Source organism: Kineosporia rhizophila (genome assembly GCF_021277265.1).
In the GTDB taxonomy this organism is placed as follows: Bacteria; Actinomycetota; Actinomycetes; order Actinomycetales; family Kineosporiaceae; genus Kineosporia; species Kineosporia rhizophila.
On sequence record NZ_JAJSOH010000013.1, the window covers coordinates 183613 to 200798 of the forward strand.

Here is a 17186-nt window from a genome sequence, read left to right on the forward strand (position 1 = left end):
TCATCCGTTCTGGCGCCGGCTCTGGGCGGCCCGGTTCGCCTGGGCCGCCCGGGCGGCGTTCTGCTGCGCCGCGGCGGCCGCTCGGCGGCGGCGAGCGTCCTGGTCGGAGGACGGCCAGGCGTCGGCCTGCATGACCGGGGCCCGCTCACCCGGGGCGCGCAGGGCCGCGACGCTCAGGTCCGCACCGTGTTCGGCGGCCCGTTCGATGGCGTTGTCCAGGTCCCGGCAGGTTGCCTCCTGCACGGCCTGGTCGTCCTCGTGCGAGCCGGTCCGAGCCGTGCCGGCCCTGCGCACCACCGAGACGTAGAGGTGTTCCTCGGTGACCTTGACCCGCACCCCGTGCTCGGCCGAGTGGATGGACGGCAGGACCACCGGAGCGGCCTTGTCCAGGTAGGTCTCGAACCCTTCTCCGACGTCGTACCCGAGCTCCGACAGCGACGCGGCGAGCGCACCGACGGCCGCGTCGCGTGAACGTTCCCGGGTGGCCTGCTCGTTGGCGGCCACGATCTCGGCCCTGACGCCGGGCAGGTCGGGCCCCGGGGCGGTGGTGATGCGCTCCCGCAGCCGGGGCGTCTCGGTGTCGGGCACCCCGCCGAGAAGCATCATCAGTTCTTCGCGTTCCACGGCCTGCGCCTCGGCCGCGGCGGTGCGGCGGGCCAGTTCACCGGCGGTGGCCCAGATGCGGTCGACCCCGGCGGCCGCCCGGCCCGGGTCGGCGCTCAGACCCTCCCGCAGGCGGTGCAGCTCACTCAGGTCGCCCTCGGGGCACCGGACCGCGCACTCGCTGATGATGCGGTCGGCCTCCGCGCCGAGATCGGCAACGGTGGGCTGGTTCGAGGGGCCGCGGTACCGGCCGATCGCCTCCGGATCGAGGGTGACCGTGCTGTCGGGAGTCCGGACCGGAGCCCCGGCGCCCGCGACCCGGGTGGCAGGGCCGGCCGACCGGGCGGCGGTGGACAACTGGGTGATCCGGGCCCGTAGCGCCTCTTCGGTCTGGTCGAGTTCCCGGGCGGCGGTGGCGACGGCGATCTGCAACTGCTCGACGGAGGCGCTGTCACTGAGCACGTGCACGGCGGGCACCTTCAGGCCCAGGCCGCTCCAGGCCGCGTCGGCGGCGGCGCGACGGGCCTCGATCTGGTCGCGCCGGCGGGCGAGCCCGGCCAGACGTGAACGCAGCTGCAGGACCTCGCGACGCTGCTGCTCACGGACGGCGGCCCAGTCGATGGTCACGGATGAGCTCATGGCCGGAAGCGACTCCCCTCCTGGATCTCACAACCCAGTCGTTTCAGGTCGGCTTCACCCTATACTCCGATCGGGGCATTCTCTTGACTTTTCGGAATCGTGACATCACACCAGGTCACGCCAGGTCGGGCGGGAAACGGACAGATGAGCGACGAACGCGGCATCCCTCCCCGGCCGTTGTCGGGCCGGGGGCTCACCTCGTGGGCCTGCACCGAGTGCGGGCACCGGGTGCCCGGCACCGCCGACGCCCCGTTCGAGGGCGACGGCACCTGCCCCCGGCATCCGGACGTCGTCCTGGAACCCGAAGCGCCCTGACATGGATGCGCTTGTCGGAAGCATCCTTTCCTCGCGAGGCAGGCCCTGGGCCGCCGGGGCCGTCGCCGGGGCCCTGGCCTTCTGGTGCCTGGGGGTGCTCGCCCTGGCCGGCCAGATCCCGGCCCCCACCGCGCCGGGCGCCTGTCCCGAGGGCAGTTCGCAACTGTGGTGCGCCGTGGGTGACACCGCCGGTCTGCGGCTCACAGCCGTGCTCGTGCTGGGTCTGCTGGTCGTGCTCGCCTCCGGTTCGCTGGTCTCGGCCCTGACCCCCAGCGTCCTTTATCTGATCGTCGGCCCCGGGCCCGGGCGGCGGCTGTCCTCCCTGCTCACGAAACGGCAGTTCGAGCGGCGGAAAGCGCTGGCCACGGCGGCGGCGGCCGGTGACGGGCCGGCCACCGCGCAGCTCCTGTGGTTCCCCACCGGCGACGACCTGCTGCCCACTCGGGCCGGCAACACCTTCGCGGCCCTGGGCCAGCGCATCCGGCGGCGTCACGGGTTCGACGTCGCCACCTGCTGGACGCTGCTGGAAAGTGTCATGCCGGCCGAGCGCCTGACCCGACTGGACCGCAGTTCCGACATCGTCACCGCCCGCGTGCAGAACCTGCTCTGGGTGCTGCTGAGCCTGCTCTGGACCCCGCTGCTGGGCCCGGTCGCCGTCCTGGCCGGCCTCGTGGTCGGTGCGGTGCTGGTCGTGGCGTTGTGGACGGGGATCCGCTGGGCGCTGGTCGAGTACTGCACGGTCATCGAGGCCACCGTCCTGACCTGCCGCTCGAAGCTCTACCTGGCGATCGGCTGGGTGCCCCCGGCCTCCAGCGCCGACGAGGTCGCCCTCGGCGCGGAACTGGACTTCTACCTCACCCGGCTCGGGCCGGTGGCCGAGCGTGAACTGCAGTGGCCCACGGATGGATGAGCCGCACACCCTCGTGGACCGACTGCGCTCCGTGTTCGACGACCCTTCGGCCGACGCCCTGGACCGCCTGGACGCCGGCCGGCAGATCGGTCTCCTGCTGGCCGAACTGCCACTGGCCCGCCAGGAGGCCGTCGACGCTCTGGAGACGGTTCTGCTGCACGGGATCGACGGTCTCCACCTGGACGACCCCGAGTCCTGGCTCCTCCTGGCCGCTTTCCGGCTCGACTCTCCCGCGACAGACCTGGAGCGGGCCGCCCATGCCCTTCAGCAGGTGCTGCGCATCGAGCCGAAAGGGTCCGAGCTGCGGGATCAGGCCGTGTTCCTCTTGGCCGAACTGAGTGCCGAGAACACCCGAGAGGCCCGCGCCACCGGAGGAGACCTGCCCGGAGCTCTGGCCGCCGCCGCTAACGCCTGGTCCCGGGTCGAAGAGACCGCACCAACCGCCGAACTGCAGGAGTACGCGGCCCTTCGGGCGGCCACCAACCTGGCGGAGCGCCTCCTGCTCGTCGGCCACAATCCGGACGACCTGGCCGCCCTCGCCCACCATCTGCAACGACGCCCGCGCCCGCACGCCCTGATCGCGGGCGACGACGGCCCGGCCCAGCTCGCGGCCACCGGGCTCCTGCTCATGCAGGGTTACGGGTTCCTCTACGAACAGCAGGGGCGCCCGGCCTGGCTCGAGGCCCTGGCCGAAGTGGCCGACTCACTGCTGGCCTCCGGAGTGCCCGACCCCCGCTGGGCCGCCCTGACCAGCGCAGCCCTCGCCGGGGCGATCCTGACCTCCCCCGACGGCTCCGCCCTGGTGCGGCGGCTGCCCGAGGTACCGGCCCTGCTGCAGGTGGCCTCGGCCGGGCTCCCGCCGGGCGACGAGCACCGCCCGCAGGTCGAGGCCCTCCGGCTCACCTACGACCAGCGCCGTACTGCCCCCGGCACTCCCGTCGAGGCCCTCGAGAACCGCGACTCGCTGGTCGAGCTCCAGAAACTGCACGCCGAGGCCCGATTCGAGGGGGACACCGGCACCGCCCTCACCGGGGCGCTGACCATGGCCCTGGACACCCGCTTCCGGCACCACCGGGACCTGCGCGACGTGCGGGCCGCCCGCGCGCACACCCTCGCCGCCCTGGACCAGCAGGGGCACGGCGACTTCGCCCGCACGATCATGCAGGCCAACCTGGCCCTGTCCGACCTGCAGATGAGCACCCTCGACCCGCAGAACCACCCGGCCTCCACGGCCGTCCGCAACCTGCGCAAGGTCCTCGAGCGCGTTCCCACCGACGCACCCCAGCACCGCGAACTGCTCGCCCTGATCGCGATCGGGCTGCTGCTGCAGGCCGGCCAGACCCGCGACCGGCCCACCTCCGACCGGCTGGTCGCCGAGTCCCGGCAGATCGTGGGGCAACTGGACGGGACCGAACTGGCCGACCGGGGCGGGCTGCTGGGTGCCCTGGCCGGCACCTTCCACCTGCTGCTCGAGAACGAGGACGCTCCGGGCGAACGGCTCAGCCGGTTCCAGCAGCAGCTCGCGCCCTACGCCGACGTCATGCCGCCGGAACTGGTCACCGCGCTTCGCGGCGCGACGGTCCGCACCCTCGACTGGGACGTCAACTCCACCGCCCCGAAAGACATCGACCAGGCCCAGACCGACGCCCTCGACGAGACGCTCGCCGAGATGGAGCGCTCGGCGCAGGATTCCGGCCGCGCCCCGGACAACGCGTTCGACGCGTTCCTGGCCATGGAGAGAGCCCGGCTGCTACGGGTACGCGATGCCGTGCGCTGGCGGCAGATGAGCGATGCCCTGCTGGACGCGCCGGTCGTCAGCGAGTCCGAGCTGGCTATGATGCGCGACTGGGCCCGGGGCGGCGTCGGCAGTCCGGGGGCGCTGCTGCGGAAGATGACGCAACACTCGGCCGATCACGTTCGAGACAGCGACGACCGCCGCGTGGCGCGCACTCTGGGCCTGGAGGCGCTGAACCGGCATGCGCTGCGGGTCTTACGTCAGAGCGGCACCCGTGATGCGATCACCACCGCCCGCGCGGGGGCCGGCGACGCCCACGAGGTGGCCGCCTGGTGTCTGCGCGACGGAGCCACCGACACCGCCGTACGGGCCCTGGAGTCGGGTCGCGGACTCACCCTGCTGGCCGTGCAGGCCGGGCCCGCCATCGACGAGCGCCTGCGGGCGCTGGGTTTTCAAGATCTCGCAGAACAATGGACGATTGGTCCCGCCGACGGCGGTGCGGTTCCGGACGATGTTCGTCACCGGGTGATCGACGCCCTGGCCGCCAACGGGATCACCGACGTACTGCCGGTGCCCACCCCCGACGAGATCGCCCGCGCCCTGCGGACGCTGAACCAGGACCTGCTCATCTACCTGGTCCCCCGTGACCGGGACGCCGGCCAGCAGCAGGACGTCCCACCCGGTGCTCTCGTCGTGAGCGCCGGCGGTACCACCGACTGGGTTCCGCTGCCCGGCCTCGAGGTGGGCAGCGGCAGCATCGTCGAACGCTACCTCCAGACCCACCACCAGGCCCTCGACAGCCTCGACCCGCACGACCGCAGCGCCTGGCGCGAAGCCCTCGACGACGTCTGCCGTTCGGCCTGGGACACCACGATCGCGCCGCTGTCGGCCCGTCTGCAGGGCGCTCACCCCAGCCGGCCCGCCCGCGTCGTCCTCGTTCCCGCCGACGCCCTGTGCGTCGTCCCCTGGCACGCGGCCTCCCCCCACCCGGCCGACCCGGGTGGCCGGCGCGCGCTCCGGCTGGCCTCGTTCTCGCAGATCGCCTCGGCCGCACTGCTTGTCACCGCCGCCACCCGCCCCCGCCCTCAGACCGGCGGAAGCGTTGTGCTGGTGGGCGATCCGGGCGGAGACCTGCCCTACGCCCAGCTGGAGACCCGGGCGATCCGTTCGGCGTTCTACCCCGATGCCCAGATCTGGGGCAAGCCGCCTCATCTCACCGACGGAGCCGCCACCCAGCCCCGGCTGCGAGGGCTGCTGGCCAGCGGGAGCTGCGACGTGTTGCACTACGCCGGGCACGCCACCGTCGATCCCGAACACCCCGGAGCCTCGTGCCTCGACCTCGGCCCGCAGCGACTGCGCGCCGAGGTCATCATGCAGTCCGCCGCCGGCGCCCCGGCTCGCGAACGGGGCCTGTGCGTCTGCCTGGCCGGCTGCACCACCCACCTGACCCGGTCCGCGTTCGACGAGGCCCTCACCCTTTCCAGCGCCTTCATGGTCGGCGGGGCGTCCTCGGTGATCGGCTCCCTGTGGCGACTGCGCGACGCCAGCGCCGCCGTCATGATGTTCATGCTGCATCGCGGCCTGCACCGAGGACTGACCCCGGTGCAGGCGCTGCACCGGGCGCAGAGCTGGATGCTCAACCCGGACCGGAGCGTCCCGCCCGAGATGCCGGCCGATCTGCGGGAGGTGCTGGCCGGGATCGACCCGGCCGACCCGGTGCACTGGGCAGGGCTGGTCCACCAGGGAGCCTAGGCCTCGGAACCTCCTCGGCCCGCGCTGCGTCCAACTCCCCGACCACCGTTCAGGAGGAGGCCCTCGATGCGTGCACCGTGGATGATCGTCGTAGCCGTCAGCGGCACCCTGGCCCTCGGGGCCTGCGGCAGTGAGGCCGCACCGGCCGCCGCCGCCCCCGAACCGGAGCGCTCCCACCTCCCGATCCAGGTCAGCGAACCGGCGCCCTCGGGCGGACCGAACTACTCCCGCAACCAGAAAGCCGGCGCGCGGGCGGCCGAGGCGGCCGATCCCTACGTGAAGAACCTGGAGGCGGACCCGACCTTCGGCGGCCTGGCCATCGTGCCCGCGGGGCTGCGCGTGGACGTGGTGGGCACCCCGAGCCCGGTCGTTTCCGCCGCCGTGACCGAGATGGAGAAGACGGTTCCGGTCTTCACCAGAAGCGTGCCCAACAGCTACAAGGATCTGCTGGCGCTGACCGCGCAGCTCAACGAGGACAGTGAGTCGTGGAGGCAGAAGGGCGTCAACTTCTCCTCCTGGGGCCCGTCAGGCCACACCAACACCGTCCGGATGACTCTCACCAAGTACAAGCCCGAATTCGCCCAGCAGCTCATCGAAACCTACGGCAGTGAAAGGTTCTCGGTGTCCAAGCGCTCAGAGACGAACCGGCCCATGTCCTGACCCCAGCGAACCAGGCAGGCGCCGCAACAGTTCGACCGTAGCTGCGGCCGGATCCTCTGCTTCAGTAATGGCTCTCACCACCACGATGCGCCGCGCCCCCGCGGCAACCACCTCGTCCACGGTGGTCAGATCAACACCCCCGATAGCGAACCACGGCTTCTCACCGGCCTTTGCTGCGGCGTACCGCACGAGCTCCAGGCCGGTGGCGGCTCGACCGGGTTTGGTGGGCGTGGCCCAGGTCGGCCCCACGCAGGCGTAGTCGACCTCCGGGTCGGCCACGGCCGCGTCGAACTGCTCGGGTGAGTGGGTGGAGCGGCCGATCCCGGTGCCCGGGCCGATCAGGCGGCGCGCGGCTGCGGGCTGTAGGTCGCGCTGGCCCAGGTGCAGCACGTCCGAGCCGGACACCGCGGCGATGTCGGCCCGGTCATTGACAGCCAGCAGACGTCCGTGGCGGCGGGCGGCGTCGGCGAAGACTTCCAGCAGCTCCAGTTCCTCGGCTGCTTCCAGCTGCTTCTCCCGCAGCTGCACGATGTCGACCCCCGCGGCCAGGACTGCGTCGAGGAACTGTTCAAGGTCCCCCTCGCGGCGGCGAGCGCCCGTGCACAGGTAGAGGCGGGCTGTGCTCAGCGCGGTGCGGGCGTCGGGCGTGGGCTGGAGGGTCTCGGAGGTCGGCACGGGGGCGAGTGTGCCAGGGGTCAGAACGGGGAGGGCAAATGGGGGACGTCGGTGGCGGGGTATGGTGGGCCGCACCACGGGAGCCCGGGATCGCGGGCTGAGAGGGCGAGCGCACTCGCCGACCGTCGAACCTGCTCCGGGTCATGCCGGCGAAGGGAGTGCTGGGTGGTTCCCCTTGGGAACTCCCTGGCCGCGCAGAGCGCGGTACAGGGGGACGTGGTTGTGCTGGGTGGCGGCCTGATCGGCACCGCCTGCGCGTGGCGGCTGGCGCAACGAGGCCATGATGTCGTGCTCGTGGATCCTGCTCCTGGGGCCGGCGCCTCGTACGCGGCCGCCGGGATGCTGGCGCCTGTCAGCGAACTGCACCACGGCGAAGAAGAGCTGCTGGCGCTGTGTCTGCTGGCCGCAGCGGGTTTTGCTGACTTTGCGAGCCAGGTCAGCGAGGCGTCCGGCCTGCCGACGGGATATCGCGCCTGCGGCACGCTGGCCGTCGCCCTCGACGCCGGGGACCGGGCGCGGCTGGCGCGGGTGCGGGCTGCTCAGACCGCGCTCGGCCTGGAGGTCGAGGCGCTGAGCGGGCGGCAGGTGCGTCAGCTGGAGCCGTTCCTCGACCCGAGTGTCTGCGGCGGCACGCTGGTGCGCGGCGATCATCAGGTCAATCCCCGGGAGCTGCTGGCGGCGCTGCGGGTCGCGGCCGAACGGGCTGGGGTGCGGTCGGTCCGGGCTCTGGGCGAAGTACTGGTGCACGAGGGCCGGGCTGTCGGCGTGGGCCTGGCGGGCGGCGGCGAGCTCCGCGCTTCGCTGGTAGTCCTCGCCACGGGTGCGCGGGCACACGAGCACGTTCCGGTCCGGCCGGTGAAGGGCCAGATCATCCGGTTGCGCATGCCGGCCGGAGAGCACGTGCTGCAGCGCACGGTACGAGGGCTCGTGCGCGACCGGGAGGTGTATCTGGTGCCGCGTGAAGATGGTGAACTGGTGGTGGGAGCCACCTCGGAGGAGCGCGGTTTCGACGAGAGCGTGACCGCCGGGGCAGTGCACGAGTTGCTGCGTGATGCGCAGACTCTCGTGCCTGCGGTGGCGGAACTGGAGCTGGTCGAGGTGCTCGCGCGCTGTCGGCCCGGCTCTCCGGACAATCTGCCGCTGATCGGGTTCGGTCCGGTGCCGGGTCTGCTGGTGGCGGCTGGGCACTACCGCAACGGTGTGCTGCTGTCCGGGCTGACCGCCGACGCGGTGGCTGCGCTGGTCAGTGGTGAACAGGTCGCGCCTGAGGTCGCCGCGTGCGACCCGGGCCGGTTCGGGCTGCGAGCAGCGGCCCGGGAAGAGGTGGGTGCACGGTGAGCACGGTCCCTGACGGTGAGGTCGAAGTTGTGGTCAACGGCAAGCCTTTACAGGTTCCACTGGGGTGCAGCGTGGCCGATGTGGTGGCCCGTTTCGCGCCGACGGTCAGGCCCGGCCGCGGTACCGCCGTGGCGCTGAACGAGGAGATCGTGCCCGCCGGCCGCTGGTCGCAGACCACGGTCGCCGGGGGCGAGCACCTCGAGCTGCTGCAGGCGGTGGCCGGAGGATGAGCAGCGTTGCGATGCAACCGGTTCCGACGGTGGACGCGGAGCCGTTCGTGGTGGCCGGCCGGGCGTTCGGTTCCCGGCTGATCACCGGGACCGGTGGGGCCGCGAACCACGACATCCTGGAGCGGGCCCTGAGAGCCTCGGGCACCGAGATGACCACCGTCGCGCTCCGGCGAGTCGACCCGTCCGTACGCGGTTCGCTCTTGGATGTCCTGGACCGCGTCGGTGTTCAGGTACTGCCCAACACGGCCGGCTGCCGCACCGCCCGTGAGGCCCTGCTGACCGCGCGTCTGGGCCGGGAGGCTCTGGGCACCGACTGGGTGAAGCTGGAGGTCGTCGCCGACGAGGAGACCCTCCTGCCGGACGCGGTGGAACTGCTGGAGGCCGCCGAGCAGCTCGTGGACGACGGATTCACCGTCCTCGCCTACACGAACGACGACCCGGCCCTCGCCCTGCGCCTGGAACGCATCGGCTGCGCGGCGGTCATGCCGCTGGGGGCGCCGATCGGCACCGGGCTGGGCATCCTCAACCCGCACAACATCGCCCTGATCGCCGAGCGCGCCAACGTTCCGGTGGTGCTCGACGCCGGTGTCGGGACTGCCTCGGACGCCGCCCGGGCGATGGAACTGGGGTGCGACGCAGTGCTTCTGGCCACGGCCGTCACCCGCGCCCAGGATCCCGAGCTGATGGGCACGGCCATGCGTCATGCCGTGCTGGCCGGTCGCGCGGCCCGCCTGGCCGGACGAATTCCCCAGCGGGCGCTGGCGCAGGCCTCCTCCACGTGGGAGGGCCTGGCCAGCTTCGGTACTGAGCCGTGAGCGCGCCGATTGTCGAGCCGGCGGCGGAACTCACCCACGACGAGCGCCGCCGCTACGCGCGACAGATGCTGCTCCCGGATGTGGGTGAAATGGGCCAGCGGCGGCTGAAGGCCGCCCGAGTCCTCGTGATCGGCGCCGGTGGCCTCGGCTCCCCCGCCCTGCTGTACCTGGCCGCCGCCGGGGTGGGAACGATCGGCATCGTCGATGACGACGTGGTGACCGAGTCGAACCTGCACCGGCAGGTCGTGCACGGCAGCGCGGACGTGGGCCGGGCCAAGGTCGACAGCGCCGCCGACGCCGTGGCCCGCTCGAACCCGTTCGTGCGGGTGGTCGGACACGGTGAGCGGCTGACCGCGGACAATGCCCAGGAGCTGATCGCCGGCTACGACCTGGTCGTCGACGGCTCGGACAACTTCGGCACCCGCTACCTGGTCAACGACGCCTGCGTGCTGACCGGGACGCCGTGGGTGTGGGGTGCGGTCCTGCGCTTCGAGGGCCAGGTCTCGGTGTTCTGGCCCGGCCCCGGCCCCACCTACCGCGACCTGTTCCCCGCCCCGCCGGAGCCGGGCACCGTCCCCTCCTGCAGCGAGGCCGGGGTGATCGGCGCGGTGTGCGCGGCCGTGGGCGCGGCCATGGTGACCGAGGCCGTCAAGCTCATCACCGGCGCCGGACAGAGCCTGCTGGGCCGGGTCCTCGTGCACGACGCCCTGGCCATGACCTGGCGCACACTGCGGCTGACGCCCGACCCATACGGCACGCCCCCGACCCGCATCGAGTCCGTCGACGCCGATCGGGAACCCTCCGACGACCTGCCCGAAGTGGATGCCGGGGAACTGGCACACCGGTTACGCGACCACAAGGCGGATCTCGTTCTGGTAGACGTGCGCGAGCCCCACGAGCACGCCGAGAACTCCATCCCGGGCTCGATCCTGGTCCCGCTGGCCGACGTGCTGGCCGATCCGGGCCGCTTCGACCCGGATCAGCCGCTGGTGCTGCACTGCGCCGGCGGGGTGCGCTCGGCCCGGGCGCTGCGGGCCGTGCTGGCTGCGGGGCATCGCGATGCTGCTCACCTGCGCGGCGGCATTGCGGCCTGGGGCAGGCTCAGCCACTCCTGAGGTGTGAACCGACCCAAGCCCCAAAGGACGTCGGTGACCACCAAGGCTTTGGTGGTCACCGACGTCCTCAATCAGTCACTGCAACTGCTCCGGGAAATCACTGGCCCTTGATCAGGGAGACCGCGATCTGCGGGTCGAAGACCCCGGCGGCCGTGCCGGAGGCGATGCCGCAGTTGCCGTCCGACTCGCCGGGCGTCTTGATCCACAGGCGGGCCTCGGGCGTCTTGGCCGTGGGCTTCTTGTTCACCTGGGAGACGGCGCCGAGCTTGCGGCCGGCCGGGTTGCACCACTCGCCGTTGCTGCCGTTGCCGTTACGGCTGGTGTCGACCACGTAGGGCTTGGCCTTGGCGCCGCGCTTGCGCAGTTCGGCGTTCACCTTGGCGGCGTACGCGTTCTCCTGCGCGGTGGTGCGGTAGTTGGACACGTTCAGGGAGAAGCCACGCACGTTCTTCAGGCCGGCCTTGACCAGGCGGCCCGACATGTCCTGCGCCGAGGCCCAGTTCGAGTTGCCGGCGTCCAGGTAGACGTAGGCGTTGGGGGCGCTCTTCTTGAACTGCTCGGTGGCGTAGCTGAGCAGCTTCGTCCGGGTGGTGGCGTCGGCCGTGCTCATGCACTGGAAGTCGGCCAGCGAGTCGGGCTCGAGCACGACCAGGGCGCGGCGCTTGCCCACGCCGTTGGCGAACGACTTGATCCAGGTGCGGTACTCGCTGACGGCGGTGCCGCCGGAGGAGTGCCCACCGCAGGCGTCGCGGCCGGGGATGTTGTAGGCCACCAGGATCGGAGTCTTCTTCTTCTTGGCGGCCGCCGAGACGTAGGTGTTCACGGCCGGCTTGATGCTGCCCGACCAGTTGCCGAACCACTTGGCCGAGGGCTTGGACGACAGCTTCGCCTTGATCGTGGCCTTGCGGCTGTCGCCGGCGTTCTGGGCGACCCAGGTGGCCGGACCCGACTTGGGGTCGGCATAGAACGTCATGGTCTTGGGCAGGCCCTTGACCGCTGCCGCAGCCGGGGCGGCCTCCGCGGCCGGTGCCACGGTCGTGACGCTGGTCTTACCCGCAACCGCAGCCGCGGGGGCGGCGGGCTCGGCGTGCCCGACCAGGCTCTGCGTCACTGCACCGCCGATCGCCAGAGCGGTTGCAGCAGAGATGATCACGGTGGTACGACGCTTCACGGTTCCTCTTTGGTCGAGCCTGGGGGGCAGGTGTCCAAAGGTAGAGAAGTGGACGTTATGGGTTTCCTATGTGACCCGCTCCGCTTCTGCGGCGTTTGTCACGGCAACCTTTTGCCGACTTGGTTTTCTTGAACCGGGCTGAAATCCCCGGGACGTCCATGCCGTAACGCGCGTACGCAATGAGTACGCATCCCTTCACGCAAGGTGCAGGCGGCAAGATCGTCGGTGGTGCTGGCTACGGTCCTCTCGTGGACTCTGAGATGCGACCCATCCGCAGCTTGCTCGCACATCTGGACACCCGGACCTGGTTGGAGCGGTGGAGCCGGGAGGCGCTCGAGGCCGGCGACGAGATCGCCCTGGACGTCACCGAGCAGATGCGCACCACCGGTTGGATCGGGTCGCCACCGGCCTCCGCGCAACAGGTGCGAGACGCCGAGACGAAACTGGGCCGGAAACTGCCTCCGTCGCTGAAAGACTTCTATGCGGTGACCAATGGCTGGCCGGTGCTGTCGATGGGGTTCGACGCCTTGCGTCCCGTTCAGGAACTCGGCTGGGTGCGGGACCTGGAGTCGGAGCTTGTCGCGATCTGGTCCAGCACCGAACCTGACGACGAGACGTACGCGCAGGAACCGGATGACGGCTCTTTTTTGCTGCGCCGGTCCTTGCTGCTCAACACGGGAACCGATCACTTCCTGCTGGACCCGGCGCGCCTCACATTCGGCCGGCTCCAGAACGAGCCGGAGTGGGCAGCCGTCGGCTTCACCAGCTGGTACCCCGGTGCCGGGGAAGCCGACTGGTCGTTCCGCGCAGGCCTGGAAGACCACTACGCAACCTTCGTCAGGTTCCACTCCCCCGGCAGCCGGACCCGCCAAGAAGTGGCCGAGCAGGTCGAGGTCGCCTACCAGTTGCTTCTGGAGGGTGACCGTGCCCGGGCTGACGTTCTTGACCGGGCGGTGAGCTTCGGGGACCACCGTGCGGATGTCCTACGTTCGCAGCTCCACATTCTTGACGGCCGTCACGACAGCCCTTCGCATATCTCGGATCTCGACCTTCGCAAACCCGAGATCGCCGAAGATCCGGCCGTCTTCGAGGACCTGCTGCCGCTCTTGGTCCTCGGCTGTCCCGGTAACGATCGGCAGGCTCTGGACCGCACGATCGAGCGGGCTCCGCAGCAGCTTGCACACCGTCTTCGGGAACTGCTCGCCACCTTCCAGCGCGAACCCGGTCTGCGGGCAGACTTCAGTTACGCCCCCGCCTTCGCTGTCACGGTGGACGAGGCCCGGTCGCTTGCTGCGGCGGGGCGCGGACAGGAGTCGTTCAATCACCTCGTCAACGGCCTCAAGCAGTGGCGCCCTCTGTCGAGCGGGCATCTAGCCCCGATGGGCCTGCTGTGGGACGAGGAACTGGCCGGTGTGATGGCCGACCCGACTCGACGCCGGGCGTTACTGGAGACGAAGCGAGGACACTGACCCCGTTGCACCCATGTTCAGGATCGCCGAACCGAGGGCATGCAATCCTGACCCCATGAGCACACCGGCCTGGCCCGAGATCCGCGAATGCGCCGACCAGGCCCCTTACCCCGTCGAGGTTCTGCCGGTGGATGCGCAGCGGGCTCAGCAGTGTCTGAGCGCCTTTGGCATGACCGAGCGCTCCTGGCTGGGCGCGGTGATGCTGCACACCGGCGCGATCCTGATCGACCACGGCTGGTTGCGGGTACTCGGCAGTGGCTACGAGGGCCGGCGCGGCCCGCTGCCCGACGTGGTCTCGGCCGCAGCCCCTTCCACCGGATCCGTCACCGTCGCCCACGACGTGCTGGGCGGGCACTTCGTCTGGCGCCAGTCCGCCCCTGAGTCACCCCCGACCGTGCACTACTACGCTCCGGACACCCTGGCCTGGGAAGACCTGGAACTGGGATACGGCCGCTGGCTCGCCGCCATGCTCACCGGCTGGCTGAGCGACTTCTACGCATCGCTGCGCTGGTCAGGATGGGCCGACGAGGTGGCCGGCACGCGACTGGACCAGGGCATCCACACCTGGCCGCCACCCTGGACGGCCGAGGGCAAGGATCTGGGAACCGTCTCCCGGCGCGCGATCTCCATGACGGAACTCATTTCGTTCCATCAGAGCTGACGCGGTCCCAGCCGGGCCGGGGCCGGTGACTGCCCAGCTGGATGTCGCGACTGCGGTAGACGATGTAAGGCCGGGTCAGGTAGCCGAGCGGGGCGCTGAAGACGTGCACCAGCCGGGTGAAGGGCCAGATCGCGAAGAGGCCGAAGGCGACCAGGGCGTGCAGCTGGAAACCGATCGGCGCGTCCGCCATCAGTGACGCGTCGGGCTGGAAGGCGAGGAAGGAGCGATACCAGACCGAGACGCCCTCACGATAGTTGTACTCCCCGCCGATGGTGAAGACGGATCCGGCGATGGTGTTCCACATGCCCAGCAGGATGGCCGCGGCCAGGAACAGGTACATGACCTTGTCCATGACTGTGGTGGCCGAGAACACCGGGCCGACCGTGCGCCTGCGGTAGATCAGGATGAGCATGCCCGCGGTGGCGGCGATCCCGGCGAGCAGGCCGCCGAGCACGGCGACGAGGTGGTACAGGTGGTCACTGATCCCCACCGCCTCGGTCCACGAGCGCGGCACCAGCAGGCCGATCACGTGGCCACCGACCACGCCGAGCATGCCGAAGTGGAACAGCGGGCTGCCCCAGCGCAGCAGGCGGTTCTCGTACAGCTGGGACGAGCGGGTGGTCCAGCCGAACTTGTCGTAGCGGTAGCGCCACAGGTGGCCCGCCACGAAGGTGGTCAGGCAGACGTAGGGCACGACGACCCACAGGAACGTGTCCATCAGCGGGCTCCGCGGAAAGTAGGCATGGGCAGCTGGACTGCCGGGGCAGGGTCGAAGCCAGGGATGGCATATGGGCTGAGTCCGACCTCTTCGGCCGGGGGTCCTTCGGCCGCCAGTCTTCTCACCGCGGACATCTGGTCTCCGGCCAGGGGCGGCAAGGTAGCGGAGACGGCCTGGACGGCGCCGGCCCAGGGCGAGTCGCTCTTGGTGAGGCCGATGTTCAGCAGTTCCAGGCCGGCGCGGTGATCCAGCAGCAGCTGACGGCCGCGCTCGAGGTCGACGGCCGCACCGTATTCCAGCACCACGCAGAGGTGATCGGGAAGTTCACCGTTGGCCAGCTGACCGTCCGGTCCCAGTTCGACGCCGGACTCCAGATAGGTCTGCTTGAACCGCAGCAGGGCCATACCGCGCTTGCGCGTGTCGCCGTGGGCGAAGTAGGTCAGGAACAGGTTGTGCCGACGCCGGGTGTCGAAGGTGCCGACGTAGTCGGCCTGCAGGTCGACCAGGGCAACGCCTCGTAAACGGTGCTGGCAATCGTCCAAAAGTTCTGCACTGCGCCCTGGAACGGCCCGCGCCACGCGCTCGACCAGGTCGAGCCGCTCCGGGAGCTGTTCGTCGGGGTAGTCCAGCAGCAACGAGGCCGCCTGCCAGATCCACGCAGTGTGCTCCGGCGAGATCTGGTGCGGCTTGCTGCGCCTCATCCTGGTCAGACTTTTCACCGCGCATCGCCTTCCGGATCGCCCTCGGCGGGTGGGAACAGTCCGGCCGGTGAGCCCTTGCCGTCCCAGTTGAGCAGATTCACCCGTCGGCGCTTCCCGGCGGCAGCGGTCATCGTGTCGGAGGTCTGACGCTCCTGCAGCATCTGAAAGTTTTCTGCGGCAAGGGGAACCAGCCGTCCGGACCCTTCACCGAAAGGCCCCTGCTGACCGCCACCGTACTCCGACACCGAGCACTCGGTCGCTATTTCCTCCAGGGCATGGGCCTGTTCGGCGTGGGCAGGCGGGATGACGTACCGGTCTTCGTACTTGGCAATGGCCAGCAGGCGGTACATGTCATACATGTCCTCCTCCCCCATCCCCACCGAAGCCGGGATAGCACCGTTGGGAGACCGTCCCATAGTGATGTCTCGCATGTACGAACGCATCGCGGCCAGTTTGCGCAGAACATTGTGGACGGGTGTCACGTCGCCTGCGGTGAAGAGCTCGGCGAGGTACTCGACCGGGATCCGGAGCGTGTCGATGGCCGCGAACAGGTTGCCGGAATCCTCTGCGTCCGAACCGGTCTCCTTGACCACGTCGACGATCGGCGACAGCGGGGGGATGTACCAGACCATGGGCATGGTGCGGAATTCGGGGTGCAGGGGCAGCGCGACCTTGTAGGTGTTGATCAGCGCGTGGATCGGGGATCGCTGGGCGGCCTGGATCCAGTCGTGCGGGATGCCGTCACGTTCGGCTGCGCTGACCACCTCCGGGTCGTTCGGGTCCAGGATCAGGGCACGCTGGGCCTCGTACAGGTCCTGCTCGTCGGGGGTGGCTGCGGCCTCGAGCACCGCGTCCGCGTCGTAGAGGATCAGGCCGAGGTAGCGCAGCCGGCCCACGCACGTCTCGGAACAGACGGTCGGCAAGCCGACTTCGATGCGGGGGAAGCAGAAGGTGCACTTCTCGGCCTTGCCGGTGCGGTGGTTGAAGTAGACCTTCTTGTAGGGGCAGCCGGAGACACACATCCGCCAGCCCCGGCAGCGGTCCTGGTCCACCAGCACGATGCCGTCTTCTTCGCGCTTGTAGATCGCTCCGCTGGGGCACGAGGCAGCGCAGGAGGGGTTCAGGCAGTGCTCGCAGATGCGCGGCAGGTAGAACATGAAGGTCTGCTCGAACTCGAACTTCACCTTCTGCTCGATCTTGGCCAGCATCGGGTCGCGTTCCAGGGTGGCCGCCGAGCCGCCCAGGTTGTCGTCCCAGTTGGACGACCACTCGACCTTCATGTCCTTGCCGGTCAGCAGCGACTTGGGCCGCGCGACCGGGGTGTGCTGCTGCGCCGGGGCGTCGGTCAGGGTGGAGTAGTCGTACGTCCAGGGTTCGTAGTAGTCCTTGATGGAGGGCATCTTCGGGTTGGAGAAGATGGAGGCGAGCTTGCGGATGCGTCCGCCGCCCTTGAGCACCAGGTGCCCGCGCCGGTTCAGGGCCCAGCCGCCCTTCCACTCCTCCTGGTCCTCGTAGGTGCGCGGATACCCCTGTCCGGGACGGGTCTCCACGTTGTTGAACCAGACGTACTCGGTGCCGGTGCGGTTGGTCCAGGCCTGCTTGCAGGTGACCGAGCAGGTGTGGCACCCGATGCACTTGTCGAGGTTCATCACCATCGCCATCTGAGCCATCACGCGCAT

At 70.2% G+C, this 17186-nt stretch carries 16 protein-coding genes; 10 read left to right on the forward strand and 6 right to left on the reverse strand.

All coding sequences use genetic code 11. The features are described 5' to 3' along the window. Entirely contained in the window at positions 1–1242 is a 1242-nt protein-coding gene (locus LWF15_RS19470; protein WP_232812277.1) for a hypothetical protein, read from the reverse strand. Positions 1243–1386: 144 nt separating this feature from the next. Between LWF15_RS19470 and LWF15_RS19475 the strand changes: the two genes are divergently transcribed. The 4 genes from LWF15_RS19475 to LWF15_RS19490 all read left to right on the forward strand — a co-directional run bounded on the left by LWF15_RS19475 (position 1387) and on the right by LWF15_RS19490 (position 6614). Further along, the gene (locus LWF15_RS19475) at positions 1387–1557 is read left to right on the forward strand and encodes a hypothetical protein (protein ID WP_232812278.1); all 171 of its coding nucleotides are present in this window, start codon (positions 1387–1389) and stop codon (positions 1555–1557) included. Position 1558: 1 nt separating this feature from the next. Continuing rightward, positions 1559–2467 (forward strand): hypothetical protein, encoded by a 909-nt coding sequence (locus LWF15_RS19480; protein ID WP_232812279.1) that lies wholly within the window; start codon positions 1559–1561, stop codon positions 2465–2467. After that, positions 2460–5954 carry a CHAT domain-containing protein gene (locus LWF15_RS19485; protein WP_232812280.1) on the forward strand — a complete coding sequence of 1165 codons (3495 nt, stop codon included), beginning with the start codon at positions 2460–2462 and terminating at the stop codon, positions 5952–5954. Before LWF15_RS19480 ends, LWF15_RS19485 begins: the two co-directional genes overlap by 8 nt. Positions 5955–6020: 66 nt before the next feature. Continuing rightward, the gene (locus tag LWF15_RS19490; protein ID WP_232812281.1) at positions 6021–6614 is read left to right on the forward strand and encodes a hypothetical protein; all 594 of its coding nucleotides are present in this window, start codon (positions 6021–6023) and stop codon (positions 6612–6614) included. On the opposite strand, the gene thiE is transcribed toward LWF15_RS19490, so the two are convergent. Continuing rightward, on the reverse strand, positions 6588–7289 hold the full coding sequence (thiE, locus tag LWF15_RS19495) for a thiamine phosphate synthase (protein WP_232812282.1): 702 nt from the start codon (positions 7287–7289) through the stop codon (positions 6588–6590). The two genes, LWF15_RS19490 and thiE, sit on opposite strands and share 27 nt — an antisense overlap. Before the next feature lie 165 nt (positions 7290–7454). On the opposite strand from thiE, the gene thiO reads away from it, so the two are divergent. From thiO to moeB, 4 genes are read left to right on the forward strand one after another with little or no spacing between them, the layout of a single operon-like run. Next, a complete protein-coding gene (thiO, locus tag LWF15_RS19500; protein WP_232812283.1) occupies positions 7455–8627 on the forward strand; it encodes a glycine oxidase ThiO in 1173 nt (390 codons plus the stop codon). After that, complete coding sequence (gene thiS / locus LWF15_RS19505; protein WP_232812284.1) at positions 8624–8857, forward strand: sulfur carrier protein ThiS; 234 nt, start codon at positions 8624–8626, stop codon at positions 8855–8857. The genes thiO and thiS overlap by 4 nt, the downstream gene beginning before the upstream one ends. After that, positions 8854–9672 carry a thiazole synthase gene (locus tag LWF15_RS19510; protein WP_232812285.1) on the forward strand — a complete coding sequence of 273 codons (819 nt, stop codon included), beginning with the start codon at positions 8854–8856 and terminating at the stop codon, positions 9670–9672. The genes thiS and LWF15_RS19510 overlap by 4 nt, the downstream gene beginning before the upstream one ends. After that, positions 9669–10787, forward strand: coding sequence for a molybdopterin-synthase adenylyltransferase MoeB (gene moeB / locus LWF15_RS37660; protein WP_232812286.1), 1119 nt, complete (start codon positions 9669–9671; stop codon positions 10785–10787). Before LWF15_RS19510 ends, moeB begins: the two co-directional genes overlap by 4 nt. A 97-nt stretch (positions 10788–10884) precedes the next feature. Here the strand turns inward: moeB and LWF15_RS19520 are convergent, their stop codons facing one another. Then, a complete protein-coding gene (locus LWF15_RS19520; protein WP_232812287.1) occupies positions 10885–11958 on the reverse strand; it encodes a glycoside hydrolase family 6 protein in 1074 nt (357 codons plus the stop codon). A 179-nt stretch (positions 11959–12137) separates the two neighbouring features. On the opposite strand from LWF15_RS19520, the gene LWF15_RS19525 reads away from it, so the two are divergent. Then, entirely contained in the window at positions 12138–13427 is a 1290-nt protein-coding gene (locus LWF15_RS19525) for an SMI1/KNR4 family protein (protein WP_232812288.1), read from the forward strand. A gap of 55 nt (positions 13428–13482) precedes the next feature. Continuing rightward, positions 13483–14088 carry a DUF2625 family protein gene (locus LWF15_RS19530; protein WP_232812289.1) on the forward strand — a complete coding sequence of 202 codons (606 nt, stop codon included), beginning with the start codon at positions 13483–13485 and terminating at the stop codon, positions 14086–14088. Here the strand turns inward: LWF15_RS19530 and narI are convergent. From narI to narH, 3 genes are read right to left on the reverse strand one after another with little or no spacing between them, the layout of a single operon-like run. Beyond that, positions 14066–14806, reverse strand: a complete 741-nt coding sequence (narI, locus tag LWF15_RS19535; RefSeq protein ID WP_232812290.1) for a respiratory nitrate reductase subunit gamma — start codon at positions 14804–14806, stop codon at positions 14066–14068. The two genes, LWF15_RS19530 and narI, sit on opposite strands and share 23 nt — an antisense overlap. Next, entirely contained in the window at positions 14806–15507 is a 702-nt protein-coding gene (gene narJ / locus LWF15_RS19540) for a nitrate reductase molybdenum cofactor assembly chaperone (protein WP_232812291.1), read from the reverse strand. The genes narI and narJ overlap by 1 nt, the downstream gene beginning before the upstream one ends. A gap of 14 nt (positions 15508–15521) precedes the next feature. Beyond that, positions 15522–17186, reverse strand: a complete 1665-nt coding sequence (gene narH / locus LWF15_RS19545) for a nitrate reductase subunit beta (protein ID WP_232812292.1) — start codon at positions 17184–17186, stop codon at positions 15522–15524.

Excerpts from the sequence above, each read along its gene's own strand:
- LWF15_RS19470 (WP_232812277.1), bottom strand. The coding sequence starts at position 1,242 with ATGAGCTCATCCGTGACCATCGACTGGGCCGCCGTCCGTGAGCAGCAG.
- LWF15_RS19530 (WP_232812289.1), top strand. The coding sequence starts at position 13,483 with ATGAGCACACCGGCCTGGCCCGAGATCCGCGAATGCGCCGACCAGGCC.
- LWF15_RS19510 (WP_232812285.1), top strand. The coding sequence starts at position 8,854 with ATGAGCAGCGTTGCGATGCAACCGGTTCCGACGGTGGACGCGGAGCCG.
- LWF15_RS19525 (WP_232812288.1), top strand. The coding sequence starts at position 12,138 with ATGAGTACGCATCCCTTCACGCAAGGTGCAGGCGGCAAGATCGTCGGT.
- LWF15_RS19480 (WP_232812279.1), top strand. The coding sequence starts at position 1,559 with ATGGATGCGCTTGTCGGAAGCATCCTTTCCTCGCGAGGCAGGCCCTGG.
- LWF15_RS19490 (WP_232812281.1), top strand. The coding sequence starts at position 6,021 with ATGCGTGCACCGTGGATGATCGTCGTAGCCGTCAGCGGCACCCTGGCC.
- LWF15_RS19475 (WP_232812278.1), top strand. The coding sequence starts at position 1,387 with ATGAGCGACGAACGCGGCATCCCTCCCCGGCCGTTGTCGGGCCGGGGG.
- LWF15_RS19485 (WP_232812280.1), top strand. The coding sequence starts at position 2,460 with ATGGATGAGCCGCACACCCTCGTGGACCGACTGCGCTCCGTGTTCGAC.
- narI (WP_232812290.1), bottom strand. The coding sequence starts at position 14,806 with ATGGACACGTTCCTGTGGGTCGTCGTGCCCTACGTCTGCCTGACCACC.
- narH (WP_232812292.1), bottom strand. The coding sequence starts at position 17,186 with ATGCGCGTGATGGCTCAGATGGCGATGGTGATGAACCTCGACAAGTGC.
- narJ (WP_232812291.1), bottom strand. The coding sequence starts at position 15,507 with ATGAGGCGCAGCAAGCCGCACCAGATCTCGCCGGAGCACACTGCGTGG.